This window comes from Actinomycetospora chiangmaiensis DSM 45062, assembly GCF_000379625.1.
Classification (GTDB): Bacteria; Actinomycetota; Actinomycetes; order Mycobacteriales; family Pseudonocardiaceae; genus Actinomycetospora; species Actinomycetospora chiangmaiensis.
Genome location: NZ_KB903224.1, coordinates 29,470 through 44,358, shown reverse-complemented (window position 1 = coordinate 44,358; position 14,889 = coordinate 29,470). Strand labels below are relative to the sequence as shown.

Sequence of the window (14,889 nt, the reverse complement as noted above, 5' to 3'; positions counted from 1 at the left end):
CCCGGCGGTGCTCGGAGCACCGGCGGGGGTCGGGGCGGTACGGCGGATCAGCTCAGGGCGAGCTGCTGCCCGACCGCGAGGACGTCGGGGTCCGCGAGGCCGTTGCGCTGGGCGACCTGCTCCCAGGAGACACCGTGGGCGCTCGCGATGGAGCTGAGGGTGTCGCCGGAGACGACGGTGTAGCCGCCGGCCGGGGCGACGGCCGAGGCCGTCGGTGCCTTGATGGCCTCGCTGCTCGTGCTCTTCTTCGAGGAGCTGGACGAGCCGGACGAGCTCGACGAGCTGCTCGAGCTCCAGGAGTTGGACGAACTCGAGGTGTTGCCGGTCTTCTTGGAGCAGGTCGGCCAGGCGTTCATGCCCTGGGCGGCCTTGACGCGCTCGGCGACCGCGATCTGCTCCTCGCGGCTGGCGTTGTGGGCACTGCCCGACCCACCGAACGCCTGCCAGGTCGACGGCGTGAACTGCAGGCCGCCGGAGAACCCGTTGCCGGAGTTCGTCGACCAGTTACCACTGCTCTCGCACTGGGCGATGGCATCCCAATCCGTGGCGGATGCCGTGCCGGCGGCGAGCGCGAGCGGGGTGGCCGCGAGCGCGCCGACCAGCGTCAGCTGGGCCGCCCTACGGGTGAGGGCGCGCGCCAGCGACTTCTCGGAACTACGAAGCATGACCTCTCTCGTCGCACCGCGTCCCACGACACAGTCGGCCGGGAGTCGGTGCTCCCCGACGGATCACGGACCGGTTCCACGCGGTCTCACCGTGGGCACTCCCCGTGGGGCGCGCCATGCCTCTGCTCGTTCGGCCTGTCCGGTCCGCACCTCTCGTGTCGGGTCACCCGGGGCCGCTGGACAGGCGTCGGACGCGGCGACCTCGGGGCTGGTCGATGGCCGCTTTCCTGACGGCCGAGAGTGAACGGTACGGAGCCCACACGCGGTTTCAAGCGCCTCTCAGAAAGTCGAAGATCACCCCAATGGCGCCTTGCTGCGACTCCTCGTCACCGTCTTCGCAGGTCAACCCCCGTTTCCAGTCCGTTATCTCCCGTGTTACACCCCTGTGACTTACAGTCACGGTGTCGTGGTCGTCACGGTCGTAGCAGCCCCTCGTGCGGTGTGTGCCACAGCAACCTGAGCGTTATCCGGTCGTGTAGGGAACGATGGGGCTGTGACCGCCGCCTCCGAATTCGACCGGCCCGACGCCGTCGCCGCCGCCCTCGAACGCACCGGATACCTCGCCGACCCGGGCCTCGCGTCCGCGGCGTTCCTCGCCCTGCGCATGGGGCGACCGCTGTTCTGCGAGGGGGAGCCCGGCACGGGCAAGACGGCACTCGCGCAGGCGCTGGCCGAGGTCCTCGGAGCGCCGCTCGTGCGCCTGCAGTGCCACGAGGGCATCGACGCGGCCCAGGCGCTCTACGACTGGGACTTCCCGCGCCAGCTGCTGCACCTGCGCACGATGGAGGCGGCCGCCACGGCCTCCGGGGACGCGCTGGACGCCGACGCGGTCGAGGCCTCCCTCTACGACCGCCGCTTCCTGCTCGCCCGGCCCGTGCTCGAGGCGCTGCAGACGACGCCGAGCGTGCTGCTCATCGACGAGGTCGACCGGGCCGACGACGAGTTCGAGGCCTTCCTGCTCGAGGTGCTGGCCGAGAACTCGGTCACCATCCCCGAGATCGGGGTGGTGCGCGCCGAGACGCCGCCGCTGGTCGTCCTCACCTCCAACCGCACCCGCGAGGTGCACGACGCGCTCAAGCGCCGCTGTCTGTACCTCTGGCTCGAGCACCCCGACCTCGGCCGCGAGGTCGCGATCCTCAAGGCGCGCATGCCGCAGCTCTCCGACGAGCTGGCCCAGCAGGTCGCGCAGGCCGTGCACCGGCTGCGCGGGCTGGACCTGCTCAAGCCGCCGGGTGTCGCGGAGTCGCTGGACTGGGCCGCGGCGCTCGAGCTCATCGGCGCGCGTCACCTCGACCTGGAGTCGGCGACCACCACGCTCGGCGCGGTGCTGAAGTACCGCGAGGACGCCGACCGGGCCCGCGACGCGCTGGACGCCCTGCTCGCCTCATGACGTCGATGGACCGGGGCGGCAGCAGCGACGCGCCCGCCCCCCGCGCGCACGCCGGCGCGGTGCTGGCCGGTGGGATCATCGAGGGCCTGGCCGCTGCGCCCGCCACGACGACGCCCGGCAGGCACGCGCCCGAGGACCAGGCCCCCGACGAGGACGCCGTCCTCCGGGACTTCGTCGCCTTCACCCGCCTGCTGCGCAACGCCGGAGTGCCCGTCACCCCCGACCGGACGGCGACCTACCTGCGGGCGCTGCGCGAGATCGACGTCGCGAGCGAGGTGGCGACCTACTGGGCGGGGCGGCTCACGCTGTGCGGCGACCCCGACGACGTCGCGCGCTACGACCACGCCTTCTTCGCCTGGTTCTCCTCCGACCCGCGCGAGCAGCGGATGGGACGGCCGGCGCCGCCGAAGCCGCGGACCGCGACGATCGCGGCGCTCACCCCGCCGCCGGGGCAGGGGCAGGGTGACGACAACGACGACGTGCCCGAGCTCAAGGTGGCCGCCTCCGGCGAGGAGGTGCTGCGCGACCGCGACATCGCCGAGCTGACGATCAGCGAGCGCGAGCACATCCGCCGGATGCTCGCCCTGCTCACGCCGACCCCACCCCGCCGGCGCGCCCGTCGCCGTCGTCCCGGGCCCCGCGGCGAGCCCGACCCGCGGCGCACGCTGCGCGCGACGCTGCGGCACGCCGGGGAGATCCCCGGGCTGTCCCGGAAGAACCGTCGGGAACGCCCGCGGCGCGTGGTCATCCTGCTCGACGTGTCGGGCTCGATGGCGCCCTACGCCGACGCGCTGCTGCGGTTCGCGCACGTGCTCACCCGGCGCACCCCGCAGGCCGTCGAGACCTTCACCCTCGGGACCCGGCTCACGCGCGTGACCCGGGAGCTGCGCCAACGCGACCCCGAACGGGCGTTGCGCGATGCCGGCAACACGATCCCGGACTGGTCCGGCGGCACCCGGCTCGGCGAGGTGCTCGCGGCCTTCCTCGACCGGTGGGGGCAGCGCGGCGTGGCGAGGCGGGCCGTCGTCGTGATCTTCTCCGACGGCTGGGAGCGCGGTGGCACCGAGCTGCTCGGCGAGCAGATGCAGCGTCTCGCCCGGCTCGCCCACGCGGTGGTCTGGGTCAACCCGCACGCCGGCAAGCGCGGGTACGAACCGGTGCAGGGGGGAATCGCCGCGGCCCTCCCGCACGTTGACCGGTTGCTGGCCGGACACTCGCTGGCCACGTTGCAGGAGCTCACGGAGGTGCTCGCCGATGCGTGACGTGTTGGGAACCCTCGAGGGATGGTGGTCCGAGGGCCGGTCGACCGCCCTCGCCACCGTCGTCGGGACCTTCCGGTCCGCGCCCCGCCAGCCCGGTGCGTCCATGCTCGTCGGTCCCGACGGTGAGGCCGTCGGCAGCGTCTCCGGCGGGTGCGTGGAGGGCGCGGTCTACGAGCTCGGGTCCGATGTGCTGCGCGGGGAGGACGCGACGCTGCAGCGCTACGGGGTCTCGGACGACGACGCCTTCGCGGTCGGGCTGACGTGCGGCGGCATCCTCGACGTGTTCGTCGAGCAGGTCGACCGCGAGACCTACCCGCAGCTCGGCGAGATCGCCGAGGCGGTCCGCGAGCACCGGCCGGTGGCCACCGCGACGATCGTCTCCGGGCCCGGCGTCGGCCGCCGCCTCGTCGTCTGGCCCGATCGCACGGAGGGCACGCTCGGCAGCGAGCGGCTCGACGACGCCGTGCGCGACGACACCCGGGGGCTGCTCGCCGCCGGGCGCACCACCCTCGTCACCTACGGGACCGACGGCGAGCGCCGCGGCGAGGGCCTCGGGGTCTTCGTCGAGTCCTTCGCGCCGCCGCCCCGCCTCATCGTCTTCGGCGCGATCGACTTCGCCGCCGCGGTGGCCCGCATGGGCACCTTCCTCGGGATGCGGGTGACGGTCTGCGACGCCCGCCCGGTCTTCGCCACCTCCAGTCGGTTCCCGGAGGCGCACGAGGTCGTCGTCGAGTGGCCGCACCGCTACCTGGCCGCGGAGGCCGAGGCGGGGCGCATCGACGGCCGCACCGCGCTCGCCGTCCTCACCCACGACCCCAAGTTCGACGTGCCGCTGCTCGAGGTCGCCCTGCGCCTGCCCGAGATCGGCTACATCGGAGCGATGGGTTCGCGCCGCACCCACCACGACCGGTTGGAGCGGCTGCGCGAGGCCGGCGTCACCGAGGACGAGCTCGCCCGCATGTCCAGCCCGATCGGGCTCGACCTCGGCGCCCGCACGCCGGAGGAGACGGCGGTGTCCATCGCGGCTGAGATGATCGCCCAGCAGTGGGGCGGGAACGGCACCCCGCTGTCGGACCGACAGGGTCCGATCCACGGCGACTCCAACGTCGAACCCGGCATCCAGGCGGCCGAGCTGGCGACGGGTTCCCGCTGATCAGCGGCCTACCGGCCGGTAGCCGTGATCGTTCGCTCCGAGGCTGCCCAACCCCGTCGTCCGTCTGTAACGTGGGCTACACCGACTAGCCGAATTCCAACGGTGGGGAGGGGGCAGCGTGGTCCTCGTCGATTCCGTGACCCGCGCGGGTGAGTCCCTGGTGGTGCGCCGACGTCAGGCCGGGTCCCGGGCCCGGACGGAGGCCTCGCTGCCGGACCACGACGCCGGGTCCGGACGGGGCCACCTGCAGTCCGGGCCGGAGACGCCGCGGCTCGCCAAGTTCCACGTCCCCGAGATCGTCTTCGGCGCGGGATCGCTCTCCGAGGCCGCGCACGCCGCCGCCCGGTTGGGTGCGCGCCGGCCGCTGCTCGTCACCGACGACGGACTGCTCGCCGCGGGGTGGCCGCAGCAGCTCTGCCGTCACCTGACCGACGCCGGGATGCGGCCGTCGACGTGGCACGGGGTCACGCCGAACCCGAAGGACCACGAGATCACCGCCGGCCACGAGCACTACCGCGCCGAGCGCTGCGACGTGCTCGTCGCGGTGGGCGGCGGCTCGGTCATCGACGCCGCGAAGGGCATCGCCCTGCTCGCCGGCAACGGCGGGCGGATCACCGACTTCGAGGGCGTCGACCGGATGGTCAACCCCATCCCGCCGATGGTCATGGTGCCCGCCACCTCCGGCACCGGGGCCGACGTCAGCCAGTTCTGCATCGTCACCGACACCCTGCGGAACACGAAGATCACGATCCTCGGCCGGGCGCTCGTCCCCGACGTCTCCGTCGTCGATCCCCACCTGCTCACGACGATGCCCGACTGGCTCAACGCCGCGACCGGGCTGGACGCGCTGACGCACGGCATCGAGGCCTACGTCTCGCGGGCGCACAACCCGCTCACCGACCACCACGCGCTGCAGGCGATCTCGCTGGTCGGCAACCACCTCGAGCGCACGATGGACCATCCGCTCGAGCAGGAGTCGCGGGTCTTCATGGCCCAGGCCGCGCTCGAGGCGGGGCTCGCCTTCACCAACGCGATCCTGGGTGCCGCCCACGCCATGAGCCACCAGGTCGGCGGCCTGCTCGACCTCCCGCACGGCGTGATCAACGGGATCCTGCTGCCGCACGTGGTGCGGTTCAACGCGGAGCCGGACCCGGCGCGCTTCGTGCCGATCGCCCAGGCGCTCGGCTTCCCCGACGCCGTCGGCGGCCGCTGGTCGGAGGCCCTCGCGGAGGACGCGTCGGAGTGGGCGGCCGTGGAGGTCCGGCGCCTCGCCGACGAGCTGGGCGTGCCGAAGGGCCTCGCCGAGATCGGGGTGACCGAGGCCGACGTCGAGAAGCTGGCGACGATGACGATGGTCGACGCGTGCCTGTCGACCAACCCCCGCGAGGCGACGCGCGAGGACATCGAGGCGCTGTTCCGGCAGGCCCTGTAGCGCAGTGACCGAGCACCGCGTCACCGGCCGCGACACCGAACCGGGCCTGGACCTCGACCTGCTGACCGGCATCCGGTCGGGCAAGCCGTCCTTCTACGTCGAGTACCTCGCGTCGGCCGAGCGGCTGCGGCGGGTCATCCACGCGCTCGACCGGATTAGCCGCGCGCTCGTGCGCACCACCGAGGGGCCCGGCACGCTGGTGCGCTCGGTGGCCGAGGCGGCCTCGGAGCACCTCACCGCCCACTGGGTCGTCTTCGCCCTCGCCGACGGTGCGCTCCCCGAGGCCTCACCCCGCCACCTCGTGCTCGGACCCGATCTGGCCGAGGTCCCGGTGGACGGCCCGGAGGAGCTGCCGCCCTTCGTCCTGCGCCACCTGCACGCGGTGCGCCGCGGCGATCACGACGAGTCCGACCTCGACGTCGGCGCGGGCGACGGCGCGCCCTCCGACCCGCACCCGCACGACCCCCACCACCTGCACGTCCCCGTCCGGCTCGACGGCACCGTGGTCGGCGAGATCGTCGCCTGGACCGGCGTGGAGCGGCGGATCGACGCCACCGACGCGTCCGTGCTGCGCGTCCTCGCGAGCCAGACCGCGGCCGCACTGCAGAACTCGTCGCTGCACCAGCGCACGCTGCGGCTCTACGACGAGGCGAGCCGTCACGCCGAGGACCTCGCGGCCCGCAACGAACAGCTCCAGCGCACCCGCGACGCGCTGACGGTCGCCCGGCAGCGGGAGGTGCTCGACTCCGAGCGGCACCGGATCGCCCGCGAGCTGCACGACTCGGTGACCCAGTACGCGCTCTCGGCCGGGATGCAGATCGAGGTCGTGCGCTCGGAGATCCGGGACGAGGGGCAGCGCGAACGGCTCGAGACCGCGAAGCAGCTGACCCGGCGCGCCGTCGAGCAGCTGCGGTCGGCGATCTACGCGCTGAACCACTCGGGCGAGCACGGCCACCGCACCCTGCCCGCGATGCTCGAGGAGCTCTCGACCGTCCACATGCCCTCCGACCTGCGCGTCGAGGTCCGCATCGAGGGCCGGCCGGTGTCGCTGCCGTCGGCCGCGGAGCGCTCGCTGTTCCGGGTGGCGGGTGAGGCCCTCTTCAACGCGGCCGTCCACGCGGAGGCGACCGTCGCCGTCGTGCGGCTCTCGTTCCGCAAGGACCGGCTCGTGCTCTCCGTCGCCGACGACGGGACCGGCGACCCCGAACGGGTCCGCCGCTCGCTGCGGGTGGCCGCCGCGAACGACATCGACGGCTCGCACCGCGGGCTCGCGAACATGGCCGAGCGCGCCCGCGAGTTCGGCGGGCTGCTGCAGGTGCTGCGCGCCCGCCAGGGCGGGATCCGCGTGCAGGTGAGCGTCCCGCTCCCCATCGAACCCCGGCCGCACCCGGCCGAGGCGGCCGAACCGCCGGAACCGCCAGAACCGTCAGGAACGACGGGGACGGCGCCCGCCCCGGCGGGCGAGGATGGTGGCAGTCCGAACGACGCTGGGAGCACGCCATGACCGACATCCGCATCCCCGCCCGCGCGGCGGTCCGTCGGGGCGAGGTCCGCATCGTGCTGGTCGACGACCACGCGATCGTGCGGCAGGGCCTGCGCTCGGTGCTGGAGCGCGAGCCGCAGCTCGCCATCGTCGGTGAGGCGTCCTCGGCGGCCGAGGCGCTCGCCGTCGTCGCGCACGAGCGCCCGTCGATCGTGCTGCTCGACCTCAAGCTCTCCACCAGCTCGGACTCCGAGGGCCTGCAGCTGTGCCGCCAGCTGACCCAGGCCCACCCGGGGGTCGGCGTGCTGGTGCTGACGACGTTCCTCGACGACCGGCTGGTGGTCGAGGCGGTGCACGCCGGCGCCCGCGGCTACGTGGTCAAGGACGTCGACACCACCGAGCTCATCGCGGCGATCCGCGCGGTCTCCCGCGGCGAGTCGGCGTTCGACTCGCGCTCGGCCGCCGCCGTCGTGCGCTCGCTCAACGGGCAGCAGCCGCACGGCGAGACCCTCACCGGTCGCGAGCTCGACGTGCTGCGGCTGCTCGCCCGCGGCATGAGCAACCGCACCATCGGCCGCGAGCTCTTCATCTCCGAGACGACGGTGAAGTTCCACGTCGGGAACCTCATGCGCAAGCTCGACGTCTCGCGCCGCGCGGAGGCCGTCTACGCCGCCTCCAAGATGGGGCTGATCTAGGCCGTCTCCTCGAACACCACCTCGGTCGCGGCGATGACCGCGGGGTCGGAGACGACCTCCACGGCCGTGACCAGACCGTCGACGACGGTGAAGCGGAACATCGACACGGTCCGCCTCGCGGTGGCGTAGGCGAGCCCGGGCACGCCGTCGATGAGGACCGGCACCGCGGCGTGCGCGCGACCCGCGAACACCCGCGCGACCGCGTCGGCGCCGGGGACCTCGGGGGCGAGCGGCGGGGCGCCGCGGCCCGCGTTGATCGTCGCCATCCGCACGGCGACGGGGTCGGCGCGCAGCACGACCTCCGGGTCGAGCAGCTCCAGCAGGGCGCCGAAGTCGCCGTCCCGGGCCGCACGCAGGAAGGCCGCGACCACCTCGGCGGAGGGGCGGGAGGCCCCGGCGTCGGGATCCTGGCCCCGCACCCGCCGTCGTCCCCGGCTGGCGAGCTGGCGGGTGGCGGCGACCGAGCGGTCGACGATCGGTGCGATCTCCTCGAAGGGCAGCCCGAACACGTCGTGCAGCACGAAGGCGAGCCGCTCGGCGGGGGAGAGGCGGTCGAGGACGAGCGTCAGGGCGGGCCCGACGGCGTCCGCGGAGACGGCCAGCGACTCGGCGTCGGCGTCCTCGTCGGCGACGTCCGCGGGCTCCCCCTCGTCGACCGGGCGGCGGGCGCGGAGCTGGTTGAGCGCGATCCGGGCGACGACGGTGGTGAGCCAGCCCGGGAGGTTGTCGATCGCGTCCGGGTCGTCCTGGCGGGCCAGCCGCAGCCACGCCTCCTGGACGGCGTCCTCGGCGGCGTCGGGGCCGACGAGCCGGCCGGCGACGGCGAGCAGGTGCGGTCGGTGGGCGGCGAAGCGCTCGGCCAGCTCGGCGGGCTCCATGGCTGTCACATCCTTCCCGGGGCGGGTGTCACCTCCCTGACCGACCGGCGCCCGAGGATGTGACCGGCGGTCCGAGACGAGGAGCCGTCATGACCGTCACCGCACCCGAGGCCCGGATGGCCAACCCTGCCGCACTGCTGCCGGGGGCGGGCGAGGCGATCGGTGGACTGATCGCGGCCACCCGCGCGGGCGGCCTGCCCGAGCCACTGCTCGCGCTGGTCCACCTGCGCGTCAGCCTGATCAACGGCTGCGCCTCCTGCGTGCACGGCGGCACCACGGACGCCCGCGCGGCGGGCGAGACCGACGAGCGGCTCGCGACGGTGGGGGTGTGGCGCGAGGCGCCGTGGTTCAGCGAGCAGGAGCGGGTCGCCCTCGAGCTCGCCGAGCACGTCACCCGGCTCGCCGACCGGGGCGACGCCGTCCCCGACCCGCTGTGGGCCGAGGTGACGCGCGTGTTCGACGAGCCGGCCCGCGCCGCGCTGCTGCTGTGGATCGCCGTGGTCAACCTGTTCAACCGCTGCAACGCACCGATCCGTCACGTGGCCGGGACGGGGTGGTGACCCCTTTCCCGTGACAGCGAAGCGTCGTTGCTGTCACCCAGTGACAGCAACGACGCTCCGCTGCCACGGGGGTGGAGGTCAGGGCAGCGGCGTCAGGAGCCGGTGCGGGGCGCGGAGGGCGACGCTCACCGGATCGTCCCGGCGGCCGCGTCCGCCGACGGCACGGACCACGAGGTCGGGCGGCGGCGGGACGGTCCCGCACGTGGGGCAGCGGCCGTCGGCGGTGGTGTCGGTGCCGCACGTGACGTGGGCGAACCGGCGCACCGACCCGCCGGCCGCGGCCTGGGCCGACTCCCCGAACGCGGCCAGCGACCGCAGCGCCGGCCACAGCGGGTGGGCGGCCTCGGTGACCCGGTAGGACCTGCCGTCGGGAACGAGCAGCCCGGCCTCGACGAGACGGGCGAGGCGGTCGGAGAGGACCGCGCGCGGGACGTCGAGGCGGGCGACGAGGTCGGCGAAGCGGTGCACGCCGAAGAAGCAGTCGCGCAGCACGAGCAGGGTCCAACGGTCGCCGACGAGCTCGAGGGCGCGGGCGATCGCGCAGTCCTGCTGCGGATAACCCTGTCCGAGCGGCATGTCACCGATGCTAGTTCAATGACCGAACCGCCTGCTAGCGTCCCGGACCGTGCGGTCCCGAACCACGCTGGCCGTCGCCTCCACGGCGACGTTCCTGGCGCTCGTCGTGTTCACGTCCACGCTGGCGACGATGCCCGCCACGGCCGCCGCGCTCGGCGCGGGACCGGAGGGGCAGGCCTGGATCCTCAGCTCCATGAGCATCGGGCTCGGGGTGGCGCTGCTGCCGGCGGGCGCGGTCGCCGACGACCTGGGCCGACGCCGGGCGCTCCTCCTCGGGGCCCTCGTGCTCGCCGTCGGGTCGGTGCTCTGCGCCCTCGCCCCGACGACGGCGGTGCTGGTCGCGGGTCGCATCGTCGCCGGGATCGGGGCGGCGGCGCTCGTCGCGGCGAGCCTCGGGCTGATCGGCCACGCCTTCCCGGCCGGGACGCCCGACGCGCCGCGCGCCAGCGGCATCTGGGGTGCCGCCCTGGGCGCGGGCATCGCGATCGGCCCGTTGCTCGCCACCGGCAGCGAACGGCTCGCGGGATGGACGGCGGAGTACTGGATCGAGGCGGTCCTCGCCGTGCTGCTCGCGGTGTGGGCGCGCACGGCGGTCGAGGAGTCGCGGGCCGACCAGCCCCGCCCGGTGGACCTGCCCGGCGTCGCGCTGCTGGCCGCCGGCATCGCGCTGCTGCTCACCGGTCTCGTCGAGGCCCGCACCGGCGCCTTCCGGCCCGCCCCGGTGTCGCTCGTCGTCGGGGGTCTGCTCGTGCTCGCCGTGTGGCTCGTGGTGGAGCGGCGCCGGGCGGCCCCGATGATCGACCCGACGTTGTTCCGGTCCCCGCGCTTCCTCGCCATGATGCTGGCCGCGCTCGCGACCGGCATGGGCATCATCGCCACCACATCGGTGCTGCTCAGCGTGGCCGAGCGCGGGCTGCGCGCCTCCGCGCTCGCGGCCGCCGCCGTCCTGCTCGCCTGGTCGGTGACGAGCGTCGTGACCTCGCTGCTCGCGCGCCGCCTCCCGGCCGCCGTCAGCGGGCGGACGCAGATGGCGGTGGCGCTGCTCGTCGTCGCGGTGGGGCAGGCGCTGCTGCTGGGCGCGACCCCGGAGTCCTCGGTCTGGCGCTTCGTGCCCGGCCTGTTCGTCGCCGGCATCGCGAGCGGGGTCCTCAACGCCGCGTTCGGGCGGGAGGCCGTGGCCAGCGTCCCGGCCGGTCGGGCCGCGATGGGCAGCGGCGCGAACAACACGGCGCGCTACGTGGGCTCGGCGATCGGGACGACGGTGGTCGCCGTGATCACCACCCGCCCCGGCCTGCCGTCGGGACCGGTGGGCCTGCTCGGCGGGTTCGACGACGCCGTGGTGGTCGCGGGCATCTTCTCGCTGCTCGGGGCGATCGCCGTGTTCGCCTGTCGCGGTCGGCGCGCCGAACAGGCATCCTTGAAGCATGGACAAGGCAGCGCTCGCCGAGACCCAGGGCCCCCTCAAGCAGCAGTACCGTGACGACCCGGAGTCGGCCGTCGTCGTCCTCAAGGCGGACGGTGACCTCGACGGCTCCGGTATCGCGTGCCGGGTGCAGACGGCGCAGGCCATGGTCGAGGCCGGCCTGCACCCCGCCACCGGCGGCACGGGCGAACTGCTCTGCTCCGGGGACATGCTCCTCGAGGCGCTCGTCGCCTGCTCCGGCGTGACGCTGCGCGCGGTCGCCACGTCGATGGGCGTCGAGGTCCGTGGCGGCACGATCCACGCCGAGGGCGACCTCGACTTCCGCGGCACGCTCGGCGTCGCGAAGGACGCGCCGGTCGGCTTCAAGGACATCCGGCTCTCGTTCGACCTGGACACCGACGCCGACGACGACACGCTCGCGACGCTGCACAAGCTCACCGAGCGGTACTGCGTCGTCTACCAGACCCTCGTGCGCTCGCCCGAGGTGTCGCTGACGCTGGACCGGCGCGCGACCGCGCAGGCCTGATCCCACGACGACGGGGCCGTGCACCACGAACGATCGTGGTGCACGGCCCCGTCGTGTCCGGGGACCCCGTCAGTCGGTGTGGTAGGGGTCGTAGTGGATCTGCATGAATGGTGTCCCGGCGTCGAGCATCGCGGACACCGTCGAGCGGACCATGGGCGGGGAGCCGGCGACGACGACCTGCCGGTCGGCCCAGGCGCCGTACCGCGCCACGACCTCGCCGAGGGTGCCGGTCTCCGCGCCGTAGCGCCGACCGTCCTCCTCGACGACGGGGACGACGGTGAGCCAGGGGTTGTCCTGGGCCATCCGACGCAGGGTGTCGATGTCGTAGAGCGAGCTCCACGTGCGGCCACCGACGAAGAGCGCCACCTTGCGGTCCGAGCCGTCGATCATCAGCTGCTCGATCAGCGCGCGGGCCGGAGCGAGCCCGGTGCCACCGGCGACCATCAGCAGGTCAGCGCGGGAGCGCGGGTCGAGGGTCATCTGGCCCATGGGCGGGCCGATGCGCCAGACGTCGCCGACGCGGGCGTGCGAGACGATCGCCCGGCTCACCCAGCCGCCCGGGACGGTGTGGACGTGGAACTCCATCACGCAGTCCGGGCCCGGCGCGTTGGCGGGGGTGAGCGAGCGCCACATCCGCGGGCGCTGCGGCGTCTCCACGGTGACGTACTGCCCGGCCTGGTAGGGCACCGGTTGGCTGGTCTGCACCCGCACGATCGCGAGGTCGGGGGCGATCCGGCGGTGCTCCATGACGCGCGCCATCCAGACGGCGGGGCCGCGCTCGGCGTCCGCGGCGTCGCGCATGGCCTGGGCGACGACGCCGTAGGCGCCGACCCAGGCGTCCTTGACCTCACGGGTCCAGAGCGGCCCGGCGATCTCACCGAGGGCACCGAGCAGGGCCTCGCCGACGCGGTCGTAGTGCTCGCCGATGACCCCGAACTTGCGGTGGTCCCGCCCGAGCTGGCGCAGGAAGATGCTGAGCTCGTCGGGCCGGTCGACCATCTGAACCACGTGAATGAGCGCGCGCAGCAGGCGGGTGCGCTGCAGCTCCATCGTCACGGGGAAGAGCTCGCGGGTCTCGGGCGCGATGCGGAAGAGCCAGCCGTAGAACAGCTGCGTCAGCTCGTCGGCCCGGGGCGCGACGGCCTCGAAGCTCGACCGGATGATCGCCACCATGTCGGCGGCGTCGTTCGACGGGGCGGCCGCCTCGCGCGGCTGCGGCAGCCCGACGCCCTCGGGCACGACGTGGTCGAAGCCGGGGGAGGAGATCGCGGTGGTGCGGGGCGGCTCGTCGTGTCGGCCACCGGACCAGCCGTCGGACGGGTAGCCGGTGTCGGAGCCGTACCCGCCGTAGCCGCCGGTCTCGTACCCCCCGGTCTCGTAGGCGCCGCCGGACCAGCTCCCGGACCCGTAGCCGCCCGAGGAGTAGGAGTCCGGGCCGTGGCCGCCGGTCGCGTAGCCGGCGGTCTCGTACCCGCCCGACTCGTAGCCACCGTGGCCGCCGGTCGTGTAGCCGCCGGTGTCCCCGGGATAGCCACCCGGCTCCGGCCGCGCCGAGGGGAGCGAGGCGGGGAAGCCGCTGCGGGGCGGAGGCGGGGGTACGGGGCCGCGGCCCTGGGGGTGGCTCATCGTCGTCCCGTCGTCGCGCCGGTCGTCGGCGATGTCGAACACGGCGTCGTCGGGGTCGTAGGCCCCGCCGAGCTGGGAGGTGCGGCCCGACCCCCGCGGGGAGTCGAACGGTCCGGCGCCGAACGAACCCTGGCCGGAGACCACGGACCGGTCGAGCGCCGAGGCGCCCCAGTTCCCGGTCCGGTCCCCGGGCACCGGACCCTCGCGGGGAGGTCCCGCGGGTCCGACGGGACCGTGACGGCCCGCGTCGGGACCGTTGTTCCTCGCTGCGGTCACGTCCGGTCGACTCCTCATCTCACGATGACTCGCTCGCCCCCCGCCCGGGCCACCCTGGCGGTGGGCACTGTGGCGCGACGCTACTCCGCGTCCGCCCTCGAACGAGCAGGGTGGCACACGGTGCGGTCAGCGTACGGCCACGGCCGGTGAACGGCGACGCCCCTGACGCTGTCGTGGCAGGACGGACGACCCGTCGTCACTGGTCGTGGCGGGTCGACCGTTCTCCCGGTGACGTGATCGTCACTCGTCCGGGGAGGCCTCGGTGTCCGTCGCGTCGGGCTCGGCGCCCGTCCCGGGCGCGGGGGAGGTGGTCGGGAGCGTGGCGCGCTGCGCGATGCGGCGGGGTGTCGTGGACGCGGTCGGCGCGGTGGTGGTGGATCGCGGCGTGGCCCGGCGGGTGACGGTGGGGCGCGGCGGACGCGTCGGTCGGGGCCTCGTGCTCCGGGCGGGGGGCGACGGCGTCGACGTGGTGGTGGTCGTCGACGCGGGCGTCGTCGCGTCCCGGGGTCCCGACGACGGGGCGGGTCGGCCTCCTGCGGCGGTCGGGCGCTCCTCCGGGCGGATGAGGTCGGCGCCCGCGACGGCCGGATCGAGGGCGACCGTCACGGGACCGGAGCCGGCGGAGTGGCCGGTGCCGCCGGGGCCGCCGGCGCCGCCGGCCGTCGTGCCCGGGAGGTCGGTGCCGGGGTCGGCGAGGACCGGCGACGGCGCGGCCGGCAGTTGGCCCTCCGCGCCCGTGGGCGTCAGGCCGAGCGCGAGGCCCACCCCGCCGACGCTCAGGGCGCCGAAGGCCGCGACGGCGGCGGGCAGCGCGGTCGAGCGACGACGACGGCGACGACGGGTGCGGGGGGCGGCCTCGTCCAGCAGGGCGGCCATCTCGTCCGCCCGGGCGCGCAGATCGCTCGCGCGCACCCGTCCCTGCGCGCCTCCCCAGGAGCCCGCAC

Annotated in this window: 14 protein-coding genes; 9 read left to right on the top strand and 5 right to left on the bottom strand. The window is 74.5% G+C overall.

Annotated features, from left to right (window positions below; translation table 11 throughout):
• Nucleotides 1-47 precede the first annotated feature (47 nt).
• Nucleotides 48-665, bottom strand: a complete 618-nt coding sequence (locus A3CO_RS39995; protein WP_018332365.1) for a LysM peptidoglycan-binding domain-containing protein — start codon at nt 663-665, stop codon at nt 48-50.
• A 493-nt stretch (nt 666-1,158) separates the two neighbouring features.
• Between A3CO_RS39995 and A3CO_RS0111345 the strand changes: the two genes are divergently transcribed.
• The 6 genes from A3CO_RS0111345 (at nt 1,159) to A3CO_RS0111320 (ending at nt 8,080) form a co-directional block, all read left to right on the top strand.
• Entirely contained in the window at nt 1,159-2,055 is an 897-nt protein-coding gene (locus tag A3CO_RS0111345; RefSeq protein WP_018332364.1) for an AAA family ATPase, read from the top strand.
• The gene (locus A3CO_RS0111340) at nt 2,052-3,317 is read left to right on the top strand and encodes a vWA domain-containing protein (protein ID WP_018332363.1); all 1,266 of its coding nucleotides are present in this window, start codon (nt 2,052-2,054) and stop codon (nt 3,315-3,317) included. The genes A3CO_RS0111345 and A3CO_RS0111340 overlap by 4 nt, the downstream gene beginning before the upstream one ends.
• Complete coding sequence (locus tag A3CO_RS0111335; RefSeq protein ID WP_018332362.1) at nt 3,310-4,470, top strand: XdhC family protein; 1,161 nt, start codon at nt 3,310-3,312, stop codon at nt 4,468-4,470. The genes A3CO_RS0111340 and A3CO_RS0111335 overlap by 8 nt, the downstream gene beginning before the upstream one ends.
• A gap of 118 nt (nt 4,471-4,588) precedes the next feature.
• Nucleotides 4,589-5,902: an iron-containing alcohol dehydrogenase gene (locus A3CO_RS0111330; protein WP_018332361.1), complete on the top strand. Its 1,314-nt coding sequence runs from the start codon at nt 4,589-4,591 to the stop codon at nt 5,900-5,902.
• Nucleotides 5,903-5,906: 4 nt separating this feature from the next.
• Nucleotides 5,907-7,406, top strand: coding sequence for a MadS family sensor histidine kinase (locus tag A3CO_RS0111325; protein ID WP_018332360.1), 1,500 nt, complete (start codon nt 5,907-5,909; stop codon nt 7,404-7,406).
• A complete protein-coding gene (locus A3CO_RS0111320; RefSeq protein ID WP_018332359.1) occupies nt 7,403-8,080 on the top strand; it encodes a MadR family response regulator transcription factor in 678 nt (225 codons plus the stop codon). Before A3CO_RS0111325 ends, A3CO_RS0111320 begins: the two co-directional genes overlap by 4 nt.
• Here the strand turns inward: A3CO_RS0111320 and A3CO_RS0111315 are convergent.
• Nucleotides 8,077-8,958, bottom strand: a complete 882-nt coding sequence (locus A3CO_RS0111315) for a sigma-70 family RNA polymerase sigma factor (RefSeq protein ID WP_018332358.1) — start codon at nt 8,956-8,958, stop codon at nt 8,077-8,079. The genes A3CO_RS0111320 and A3CO_RS0111315 overlap by 4 nt on opposite strands.
• Before the next feature lie 89 nt (nt 8,959-9,047).
• Here A3CO_RS0111315 and A3CO_RS0111310 point away from each other — a divergent pair, with 89 nt between their 5' ends.
• Nucleotides 9,048-9,518, top strand: coding sequence for a carboxymuconolactone decarboxylase family protein (locus A3CO_RS0111310; protein WP_018332357.1), 471 nt, complete (start codon nt 9,048-9,050; stop codon nt 9,516-9,518).
• 78 nt (nt 9,519-9,596) lie between these two features.
• Here the strand turns inward: A3CO_RS0111310 and A3CO_RS0111305 are convergent, their stop codons facing one another.
• The gene (locus A3CO_RS0111305; RefSeq protein WP_018332356.1) at nt 9,597-10,094 is read right to left on the bottom strand and encodes a winged helix-turn-helix transcriptional regulator; all 498 of its coding nucleotides are present in this window, start codon (nt 10,092-10,094) and stop codon (nt 9,597-9,599) included.
• Between the two features lie 49 nt (nt 10,095-10,143).
• On the opposite strand from A3CO_RS0111305, the gene A3CO_RS0111300 reads away from it, so the two are divergent.
• Both A3CO_RS0111300 and A3CO_RS0111295 read left to right on the top strand, forming a co-directional pair.
• Nucleotides 10,144-11,574 carry an MFS transporter gene (locus tag A3CO_RS0111300; RefSeq protein WP_018332355.1) on the top strand — a complete coding sequence of 477 codons (1,431 nt, stop codon included), beginning with the start codon at nt 10,144-10,146 and terminating at the stop codon, nt 11,572-11,574.
• Nucleotides 11,519-12,043, top strand: coding sequence for an OsmC family protein (locus A3CO_RS0111295; RefSeq protein ID WP_018332354.1), 525 nt, complete (start codon nt 11,519-11,521; stop codon nt 12,041-12,043). The genes A3CO_RS0111300 and A3CO_RS0111295 overlap by 56 nt, the downstream gene beginning before the upstream one ends.
• A 69-nt stretch (nt 12,044-12,112) precedes the next feature.
• Here the strand turns inward: A3CO_RS0111295 and A3CO_RS40205 are convergent, their stop codons facing one another.
• Entirely contained in the window at nt 12,113-13,945 is a 1,833-nt protein-coding gene (locus tag A3CO_RS40205) for a globin domain-containing protein (RefSeq protein ID WP_342663157.1), read from the bottom strand.
• Between the two features lie 240 nt (nt 13,946-14,185).
• Nucleotides 14,186-14,857, bottom strand: a complete 672-nt coding sequence (locus A3CO_RS0111285; protein WP_026204497.1) for a hypothetical protein — start codon at nt 14,855-14,857, stop codon at nt 14,186-14,188.
• Between the last annotated feature and the right edge of the window lie 32 nt (nt 14,858-14,889).

Bases quoted from the DNA above. Each gene is read 5' to 3' on its own strand.
- A3CO_RS0111310 (WP_018332357.1), top strand. From the start codon at position 9,048: ATGACCGTCACCGCACCCGAGGCCCGGATGGCCAACCCTGCCGCACTG.
- A3CO_RS0111295 (WP_018332354.1), top strand. From the start codon at position 11,519: ATGGACAAGGCAGCGCTCGCCGAGACCCAGGGCCCCCTCAAGCAGCAG.
- A3CO_RS0111315 (WP_018332358.1), bottom strand. From the start codon at position 8,958: ATGGAGCCCGCCGAGCTGGCCGAGCGCTTCGCCGCCCACCGACCGCAC.
- A3CO_RS39995 (WP_018332365.1), bottom strand. From the start codon at position 665: ATGCTTCGTAGTTCCGAGAAGTCGCTGGCGCGCGCCCTCACCCGTAGG.
- A3CO_RS0111335 (WP_018332362.1), top strand. From the start codon at position 3,310: ATGCGTGACGTGTTGGGAACCCTCGAGGGATGGTGGTCCGAGGGCCGG.
- A3CO_RS0111305 (WP_018332356.1), bottom strand. From the start codon at position 10,094: ATGCCGCTCGGACAGGGTTATCCGCAGCAGGACTGCGCGATCGCCCGC.
- A3CO_RS0111320 (WP_018332359.1), top strand. From the start codon at position 7,403: ATGACCGACATCCGCATCCCCGCCCGCGCGGCGGTCCGTCGGGGCGAG.
- A3CO_RS0111340 (WP_018332363.1), top strand. From the start codon at position 2,052: ATGACGTCGATGGACCGGGGCGGCAGCAGCGACGCGCCCGCCCCCCGC.